This is a genomic window from Streptomyces sp. UNOC14_S4 (assembly GCF_020740835.1).
GTDB lineage: Bacteria > Actinomycetota > Actinomycetes > Streptomycetales > Streptomycetaceae > Streptomyces.
The window spans coordinates 1-8,122 of sequence record NZ_JAINFC010000353.1 but is presented as its reverse complement, the minus strand read 5'-3'; the positions used below and the strand labels follow the sequence as shown (position 1 = coordinate 8,122).

The 8,122-nt window shown below is 72.6% G+C and carries 6 protein-coding genes and 1 rRNA gene; 1 reads left to right on the top strand and 6 read right to left on the bottom strand.

From position 1 onward, the window contains the following. From K6I34_RS26125 to mtnA, 5 genes are all read right to left on the bottom strand, one after another. Positions 1–300 (bottom strand): ComF family protein (locus K6I34_RS26125; protein ID WP_374231015.1); only part of this gene is annotated, 300 nt, incomplete at its 3' end. Positions 301–421: 121 nt separating this feature from the next. Further along, a complete protein-coding gene (locus K6I34_RS26120) occupies positions 422–2,302 on the bottom strand; it encodes an LpqB family beta-propeller domain-containing protein (RefSeq protein ID WP_229329131.1) in 1,881 nt (626 codons plus the stop codon). Further along, positions 2,292–4,418 carry an MtrAB system histidine kinase MtrB gene (gene mtrB / locus K6I34_RS26115; protein ID WP_275127153.1) on the bottom strand — a complete coding sequence of 709 codons (2,127 nt, stop codon included), beginning with the start codon at positions 4,416–4,418 and terminating at the stop codon, positions 2,292–2,294. The genes K6I34_RS26120 and mtrB overlap by 11 nt, the downstream gene beginning before the upstream one ends. Before the next feature lies 1 nt (position 4,419). Then, positions 4,420–5,097 (bottom strand): two-component system response regulator MtrA, encoded by a 678-nt coding sequence (gene mtrA / locus K6I34_RS26110; protein ID WP_121803902.1) that lies wholly within the window; start codon positions 5,095–5,097, stop codon positions 4,420–4,422. A gap of 153 nt (positions 5,098–5,250) precedes the next feature. Further along, positions 5,251–6,393, bottom strand: a complete 1,143-nt coding sequence (gene mtnA, locus K6I34_RS26105; protein WP_229329129.1) for an S-methyl-5-thioribose-1-phosphate isomerase — start codon at positions 6,391–6,393, stop codon at positions 5,251–5,253. Between the two features lie 182 nt (positions 6,394–6,575). On the opposite strand from mtnA, the gene K6I34_RS26100 reads away from it, so the two are divergent. After that, on the top strand, positions 6,576–7,862 hold the full coding sequence (locus K6I34_RS26100; RefSeq protein ID WP_229329127.1) for a hypothetical protein: 1,287 nt from the start codon (positions 6,576–6,578) through the stop codon (positions 7,860–7,862). A 144-nt stretch (positions 7,863–8,006) separates the two neighbouring features. Here K6I34_RS26100 and rrf read toward each other — a convergent pair. Further along, positions 8,007–8,122 (bottom strand): 5S ribosomal RNA (rrf, locus tag K6I34_RS26095).

Sequence of the window (8,122 nt, the reverse complement as noted above, 5' to 3'; positions counted from 1 at the left end):
CTCCCCGCTCCCCACCGTCGCCCGCACCGCTCCCGCCAGGGCCTCGCCCAGGGGGCCCGCCAGCGCGAGCGCACCACGTTCCTTGTGCGCGAGCAGCACCGATCGCACCGCGTCACCGTACGAAGCCGCCGCGTGCACGGACGGCAGCCCCGCAGGCACGGGATCCGGCCATACGCGGCGTGCCGGACGCCCGCTCAGCGCCTCACGGCACTCCGCGCACAGCACGGTCCGCCATCGGCCGCAGCCCGCACAGTCGACCGGCAGCACCAGTCCGGTGATCTCCTGCCACCACCCGCGCATGGATCTACTGTCCCGCCAGGCGGCGTCTCCTGCCACCCCTGTGGATAACTCCTGGCCACGCTCCCGGTGGCCCCACCAGTCACACCCGGGGGATAGGCACGCCCAAAAGACCGGCCGCGGCTCAGCCCGGGTAGACCGGTGCCGAGCCCTCCTTCGTCACGAGCTTCCAGCCCGTGTCGGGCAGGAGGCGGACGATGCCGCCGTCGCGTTCCGCGACGAGGGCGGGGGACTTGGCCGAGCCGTCCGTCGCGGCCACGCCGCGGACGCCCGTGATGCCGGGCAGCGCGGAACCGTTGGAGAGGGAACCGTCCGTCTCGATGTACTGGAGCTGCTGAAGGCCGCCCTGCTCGCTCCCCGCGACCAGCAGACGGCTGGCACCCGCCCAGGACACCGCGTCGACCTGCTCCAGCTTCGGGGCGATGGGGCGCAGTTCCTGCACCGAGAGGGTCATCCGGCCGACACCGCCGTGCCGTTCCACCCGCCCCAGCTTCAGGGTCGTCCTGTCGCCCTTCGTCACGAGCAGCGCGATCCGCACGCCGTCCGCCGCGACCCGCAGCCCGGAGATGTGCGCGCCGTCGAGCCGGGGCACCTGGATCTCCTCCGGCGCGCCCGTGCCCCCGGCCAGCCGCAGCAGCCGCGGCTTGTCCGGGTCCTGGTCCGCGACCCACAGATCGCCCAGCCCGTCCCAACTCGGAGCGGTCAGACCGGCCTTCGTCCCGCCCCCGCCCTTCGCGGTGAGCCGCGGCTCGCCCAGGGCACCGCTCTCCAGCCCGGCGACGTACAGCGCCTGTCCGTTGGCCGTCACGCCAGCGGCACGCTCCTGCGCGCGGTCCACGGCCACCGACCGCAGTTGCACCGCGCCATCGCCGAACGGGCCGCCGACCCGCCGCGGACCGTTCTCGCCGTCGGTGAGGCCCACCAGCCGGTGCTGTGCGTCCACGAAGTACTGCCGGTCCGGGCGGATCTCCTTCTGGTCCGCGTGGCCGTCCTTCTGACCGTCCCTCTGCTCCGGCTTCTGGTCCGGCGCGTACCAGCGCGCCTGGTCGCGCTGGAGCACGCACATCTGCGAGCCGCTCTCGCGCTGCAGCGCCACCTGGCTGACCTTCGCCGACTGGTCCTGCACGGTGAAGAGGATCTGGGCGGCCATGCGCAGGCACTGCTCCTGGCTGGTGCCCGCCGCGCGGTCGTTGAGCCGGACCTTCAGGGCGTTGGAGTCGTCGAGCGCGAGCCGCTTGTCGACCACGCGCGTGCCCTCGCGGAAGGCCGTCGTGGCGACCGGGTCCAGCCAGGTGGTCGGCCCGTCCAGCAGCGCGTTCACCGTGGACGTCACGGGGTCGATGCGCTTGCGCAGATAGACGGGGTCGGCGACGAGCACATTGCGGCCCTGGCCCGCGCCGCTCGCCCCGAGCTCCGCGAAGTAGTACTTGTTGACGGAACGGTAGATGCGCTGGAAGTCGGCCACGCCGAGCACCAGTCCGGACGGCGGCGCGTCGATGCGCCATTCGCCGTTCTCCTGGGCGACGTGGATCTCCTGCTGGTACTTCCGCTCGTCCGGCTTGTAGGCGTGCTTGGCGTCGACCGTCGCGACCTGCTTGCCGGTCAGCGTGATCGTGAAGTCCTGCTTGTGGTCGCCGGTACGGGCCAGATCGACCTGCGGCGGCGCGGACAGCACCGTCGCCGACGCGGACGGGTCCCACTTCCGCTTCGCGTCCTTGGCGAGGTACATCCGGGCCGTGTCGTACTCCGGATCGTCGCTGGTCGTGGCCTCCAGGAAGCCGTTCACCAGGTCCAGCGGATGCTCGCCCTTGTGCGGCGCCACCCCGTACACGCGCACCTGCGAGTCCCCGTCGGCGCGCTGCGAGGAGTCGACCGACGTCACCTCACTGCTGTCCGGCATCGAGGCGCACCCGGCCAGCAGCACGCCGCTGAGCGCGAGCGCGCCGATCCCCGCCGGCCGCCGCGCACCGCGCACCGTACGGCGGCGTCCGCGTTCAGCGCCCACGCGCCTGCCCCTCACGTTCCGAACTGTCTGAACGGTCCAGACGCTCCGGACGCGCCGGACGTTCCGCGCCTGCCGGAGCCGCCGGGCTTCCCGAACCGCTCCCGGCGGTCTCCTCGGAGCCCCCGGCCCTCGTCCCGTACGACGTGTCAGCCGCCTTGTTGTACGGCGCGGTTCCGCCCTGCCGTGCCACGACGCGCGCGCCGCTGCCCGGCAGCGCCGTCAGGTCGACGGTCGGGGGCGTGCCGCGCGTCTGCGCCGGTACGGGCGCGGGCCCCTGCGGTGCGGTCGGCGCGGCCGGAGGTCCGCCCCGGCCCGCCGTGCCCAGCGGAAGCCCGGCCTCGTTCAGCCCACGGTTGCGCCGCGAATCGTCCGGCTCCAGCGGGATCGGCGACCCGCGCAGCGTGTCGCCGGCCGTACGCGGCAGCGTGAGCCGGAACTGCGAGCCGCCACCCGGCTCGCCCCAGGCCTGGAGCCAGCCGCCGTGCAGCCGCGCGTCCTCCACGGCGATCGACAGCCCGAGGCCGGTGCCCCCGGTCGTCCGGGCCCGCGCCGGGTCCGCGCGCCAGAAGCGGTTGAAGACACGAGTGGCCTCGCCGGGCTTGAGCCCCACGCCGTAGTCGCGCACCGCGACGGCGACCGCGCCGCCCGCCGTGGCCAACCGTATGACCACGTCCCGGCCCTCGCCGTGCTCCACAGCGTTGACCACCAGGTTCCGCAGCACACGCTCCACGCGCCGGGCGTCGGACTCCGCTATCACGGGCTGCTCGTCACCGCGCACGACGAGCTTGCTGCCCTTGCGCTCGGCGAGCGGCAGGGCGCCGTCGACGACCCTGTTCACGACGTCCCGCAGGTCGATGGGCTCCGCCTCCAGCGCGGCGGCGCCCGCGTCGAACCGGCTGATCTCCAGCAGGTCGGACAACAGCGACTCGAAGCGGTCGACCTGCCCGAACAGCAGCTCGGCCGAGCGCGCGGTGACCGGGTCGAAGCCGTCCCGCGCCTCGTGGATGACCTCGGCGGCCATCCGCACGGTCGTCAGCGGGGTGCGCAGCTCGTGGGAGACGTCGGAGACGAAGCGGCGCTGCATCCGCGACAGCTGCTCCAGCTGCTGGATCTTCACCTGGAGGTTCTGCGCCATCTTGTTGAAGGCTTCACCCAGACGTGCGATGTCGTCCTCGCCGGTGACCTTCATCCGCTCCTGGAGGACGCCCGCCGCGAGCCGCTCGGAGATGCTCGCGGCCATCCGTACGGGCGTGACGATCTGCCGTACCACCAGCCAGGCGATGGCGCCCAGCAGCACGACCACGAACACCCCGGCGGTCGCCAGCGTGGTTTTCACCAGGGTCAGCGACTTCTCTTCCTGCGTGTACGGGAAGAGGTAGTAGAGCTGGTACGGCCGGTTGTTGTTGTCGTACATCCGCTTGCCGACGATCAGCGCGGGCTCGCCCTCGTCGGAGGCACTGTGCTTGATCGACGCGGACCGCTCCAGCGCGCCCGTCCGGGTGTCCAGCGCCTTGCGCAGGTCGCCGGGGATGCTGTGCTCGGGGTCGATGTCCCCGGAGGCGCGCGGGCCGCGGGCGCCGACGGTCGACGCGTCACCGCTGTCCGCGCTGAGGGCGACCACGTGGTAGACGCCCTGGCCGCCGCTGGAGAGCTGCTGCACCAGCGCGGTGAGCCAGGTCCCGGAGTCCATGGTGCGGGCGCCGGACTGCGAGGCGTCCTGCCCGCGGACGTCGGCCGCGCCGTCCGCGGCGTCCCGGGCGGCCTTGAAACCGCCCTCCGCCTGGCTCTGCGAGGCGTGCCGCTTGGCCTCCAGCAGGCCGTTGCGGACCTGCCCGATGACGACGACGCCGAGCAGCAGCACGACACCGAACGACATCAGCAGGGTCGTGGCGACGACCCGCAGCTGGATATTGCGCCGCCACAGCCGCATCGCGGGCAGCAGCGGGCGCCTCACCCAGCGCACGTACAGCCGCAGCACCGGATGAACCGGTCCCGAGGCCGCGCCGTCGGGCAGCAGCCTCGCGGCGCGCCACAGCCGCCGGAAGTACGAAATGCCGCCCGCCGTCTCGACGGGCCGCCCCGCGCCCCACTCCGGAGCGGCACCGTTGCCCGACATGTCAGCTCGGCCCGGCCTTGTAGCCCACGCCGCGCACGGTCACGACGATCTCCGGCCGCTCCGGGTCCTTCTCGACCTTGGAACGCAGCCGCTGCACGTGCACGTTCACCAGACGGGTGTCCGCGGCGTGCCGGTAGCCCCACACCTGCTCCAGGAGCACCTCACGGGTGAACACCTGCCACGGCTTGCGGGCGAGCGCCACCAGCAGGTCGAACTCGAGCGGGGTCAGCGCGATGGCCTGGCCGTCGCGCTTCACCGAGTGCCCGGCGACGTCGATGACCAGGTCGCCGATGGTGAGCTGCTCCGGCGCGGGCTCCTCCGACCTGCGGAGCCGGGCCCTGATCCGGGCGACGAGCTCCTTCGGCTTGAACGGCTTGACGATGTAGTCGTCGGCGCCGGACTCCAGGCCGACCACGACGTCGACCGTGTCGCTCTTGGCCGTCAGCATCACGATCGGCACGCCGGACTCGGCCCGGACGAGCCTGCACACCTCGATGCCGTCCCGGCCGGGCAACATCAGGTCGAGCAGCACGAGGTCCGGCTTGACCTCGCGGAAAGCAGCAAGTGCCTTGTCGCCATCCGCTACAAACGACGGCTCGAAACCCTCACCACGCAACACGATGCCGAGCATCTCGGCCAGTGCGGTGTCGTCGTCGACGACAAGGACGCGTCCCTTCATATCGACATCATCCCATTTTCGCATCCGGCTCATAGAGCCGGGTGACCGAGCTCACCTGTGGCGAGCGGCATTCTCCGGTGTGTCCCGTTGACCCCGGCGATCTTGAGCCCACCGGAAGCCGCGGCATCGGCCGCGCGTTCCGGCCCGGCGCCCTCACCGTTCCTTCTCCGGCCCACGGCACAGCTCCGCCAGCCCCGGCCGGGTGACCGGGGAGACCACACCGTTCTCCGTGACGATCGCGGTCACCAGTTCCGGTGGCGTGACATCGAACGCCGGGTTGTACGCCTGGGTGCCCAGCGGCGCCGCGGGCACCCCCGTGCCCGGCTCGGCCGCCACCCCCGTCACCAGGGGCGCGGCGAACTCGGTGACCTCGTGGCCGGGCCGCTGCTCCACCTCGATCGCGGCGCCTTCCGGGGTGCCCAGGTCGACCGTGGTGGTCGGCGCCACGACGATGAACGGCACGTGGTGATAGCGGGCGAGCACCGCCAGCGGGTAGCTGCCCACCTTGTTCGCGACCGAGCCGTCGGCGGCGATCCGGTCGGCACCGATGAGCACCGCGTCGACCTCGCCCGCCGCGAAGAGCGAACCGGCCGCGTTGTCGGTGAGCAGGGTGTACGCCATGCCCGCGCGCGCCGCCTCGTACGCCGTGAGCCGGGCGCCCTGGAGCAGGGGGCGTGTCTCGTCGACCCACAGCCGCCGCAGCTGTCCGGCACGGTGCACGGCGGAGGCCACGGCGAGCGCCGTGCCCTCACCGCCCGAGACGAGGGAACCGGTGTTGCAGTGGGTGAGTACGCGGTAGCCCCCGCCGGGCAGCAGCTCCTTGAGCAGGGCCACGCCGTGCGCGGCCATGCGGGCGCTGGCCTCGGCGTCCTCCCGGTGCAGGGCGCGGGCCTCGGCGAGCGCCGCCGCCGCGGCCCGGCCAGCATCGGCACCGCCCTCGACCGCCCGCTCGTACGCGCCGAGGGCACGCCGTACGCCGTAGGCCAGGTTGACGGCCGTGGGTCGGGCGTGGGCGAGCTGCTCCGCGGCCTGCTGGACATCGAAGCCGCGCGCGGCGGCCAGGGCCACCCCGTACGCTCCGGCGATGCCGAGCAGGGGCGCGCCGCGCACCGCGAGCGTACGTATCGCGTCCACCAGGGCGGGGACGTCCGTGCAGAGCAGTTCCACCTCCTCGGCGGGCAGCCGGCGCTGGTCGAGGAGCGCGATGACCGGGCCCTCCGGCGGCTCGTCCCAGCGCAGGGAGGACGAGGCGGGGCTCGCGGCGGAATCCATGGGTGACACGGGGTGATCAGCCATCTGCCCAGTCTGCCCGGCGGGCCCCGAGTATTGAAGGTCGCCCTGGGGTTCCTCCCCCGTACGAGCCCCTTTCCCGGGCCCGGGCCGCGGGCCGGACCCCGTGTCGGGGCACCGTGTCACGATTGCTGGACATGGCCCGGGGCCGTACCGGCGGACGGGTACCGAGAAGGAGCGACAGAGACATGAACGACACTCCGGGCCGGACCCCGCCCGGGTCCTCCCCGTCCGACGACCGGCGCCCTCCCGCGCAGGACACGTCCGCGCCAGAGGGCCCCACCCCCGTGGACGGGACCCCTGGGACGGGCGAGGACGCGCGGTCCTCGCAGTGGTCACAGGAACAGCCGCCCGGGGGTCAGTGGTCCACGACCGCCCCCGTACCGCCGCAGCGGCGTACGACACGGGAGCGCGCGTACGCGAACAGCGGCCGGCAGCACACGGGCGGCCCCCAGCAGCCGCAGCAGTCACCGCAGCGGCAGCCGGGCGCCCCCTGGGGCGGCTGGGGCGCGTGGACGCCTCCTCCGCAGGCCCCGCAGCCGGGGGTGATCCCGCTGCGGCCGCTGTCCGTGGGCGAGATCGTCGATGGCGCGGTGCAGGTCGTGCGGCGGCAGTGGCGTACGGCCCTCGGGGTCTCCCTGGCTCTCGCGGTGGGCACGCAGGCGGTGACGACCGTGCTGACCAGCCTGTGGTTCCATGACGCCCCGGACCTCCAGTCGATCTCGGAGAACGCTGACGCGACACCCCAGGAGCTGTGGGAGGCACTGCGCGGCACGCTGGCCGGCACGGGGGTGGCCTGGGCCGTCGGCCTGCTCGGCTCCATCGTCGCGACGGCCATGCTGACGATGGTGGTCAGCCACTCGATCCTGGGGCGTACGACCACGATCGGCGAGGCCTGGCGGGCCGCGCGGCCGCAGATGCCGCGGATGTTCGGGCTGCTGCTCCTGCTGCCACTGCTGCTGTGTGCGGTCTTCGCCATCGGGGTGAGCCCGGGGCTGGTGGTCACGGCGGCGGGCGCGGAGGGGCCGGGTGCGGGACTCATCGCACTGGGTGCGCTGGCGGCCTCGGTGGTCGGTGCGTGGCTGTGGATCCGTTTCAGCCTGGCCGTGCCGGCGCTGATGCTGGAGAAGCAGGGCGTCATAGCGAGCATGCGGCGGTCCGCGAAACTGGTGCAGGGTGCCTGGTGGCGGGTCTTCGGAGTGCAGCTGCTCGGCGTGCTGCTGACCGTGATGCTCACGATGGTGGTGCAGGCCCCGCTGAGCATCGTCGCATCGTTCGCCTCGGGGGCCACCATGGAGAACCCGATGTCCTGGCCTTCCCTCGTGGTCGCGGGAATCGGCGGGGCGATCAGCGCGACGCTGGCTTTTCCGGTGACCGCGGGCATGGCGGCGCTGCTCTACACGGATCAGCGCATTCGCCGTGAGTCCCTCGACCTGGAACTCGCGCGGGCCGCGGGTGTGGACGTGAGCGCGTAGTTCTACGTCTGGACTGTGCTGGATTACGGTCCCGGGGCACCTGCCCCGGGACCGCGGTCTTTTACCGGGGGGCAGGTTCGGAAAACTGTCCGGAAATGCAGAAGAGCCCCGACAAACCTGTCGGGGCTCTTCCATCTAAAATTTGTTCGGCGGCGTCCTACTCTCCCACACGGTCCCCCATGCAGTACCATCGGCGCTGAAAGGCTTAGCTTCCGGGTTCGGAATGTAACCGGGCGTTTCCCTAACGCTATGACCACCGA